Annotated in this window: 1 protein-coding gene; it reads left to right on the forward strand. The window is 33.9% G+C overall.

Features of this window, described 5'->3' with window-relative positions:
* Positions 1-122: 122 nt before the first annotated feature.
* Positions 123-1,031 (forward strand): IS21 family transposase (gene istA, locus ACTYA4_RS22055; protein WP_445505875.1); only part of this gene is annotated, 909 nt, incomplete at its 3' end.

Genomic DNA, 1,031 nt, shown 5'->3' on the forward strand with positions numbered 1-1,031 from the left:
TGTAACTGCTAAACTAAAGTGAACAGTTTACAACGAATAATATTGAACACTTATTTACTAAAATGATTCCCCACCTTATGATAGATTTTAAACTTCTATGATAAGGCGGAGGATTTGAAAAGGTGGATAAGTTTGAAATGTATATAGAAATTAGAGGAATGCTCAATCAAAAATACAGTATTTCAACAATCGCTAGAAAACTAAATATATCAAGAAATACTGTTTATAAGTATATTCGAAAATCACCGGAGGAAATGGCTGAATGGACTGCATCAACCATGACAAGAAGTAAGAAGTTAGATAAACATAAAGACTTGATTCTTTATTGGTTAAGAGAATATCCAGATTTAACTGCAGCTCAAGTTCAAGACTGGCTAAAAGAAAAGTTCCCAGAATTTAAGGTGGGAGAAAGTACAGTAAGAAGTTATGTAAGAGGCCTTCGTGAGGATTACGAGATCCCAAAAGAAACTAGTTCCAGGGACTACCAAGCAATTCCAGATCCGCCTATGGGTGAACAAATACAAGTTGATTTTGGTTTTAAAACGGTAAAAAACCAATATGGTAAGCCGGTTAAATTAATGTTTATCGTATTTGTATTAGCTCATTCAAGATACAAATACATTGAGTATCAAAATCGCCCTTTCACAACAAATGATGTTGTGGCTGCACATAGGAATGCTTTTCAAGCATTTGGGGGTGTTTCAAAGGAAATTTTGTACGATCAGGATCGATTAATGGTAGTGTCTGAGAATGAGGGTGATATTTTACTAACAGAAGAATTTCAACAATTTGTAAATGAAATAAAATTTGAAGTGAAACTCTGCAGAAAAGCTGACCCGGAAAGCAAAGGAAAAGTAGAAAATGCGGTAAAGTTCATCAAAAATAATTTCATGAATAATAGAGTGTTTAAAAATATTGATTCTTGGAATGAACAGTCTCAGAAATGGTTAAAAAGAACAGGAAATGGAAAGATCCACAATGGCACAAAAAGAAGACCCACCGATGTGTTTCTCGTCGAAAAGCAACACATG

Source organism: Niallia yueguangensis (assembly GCF_052663115.1).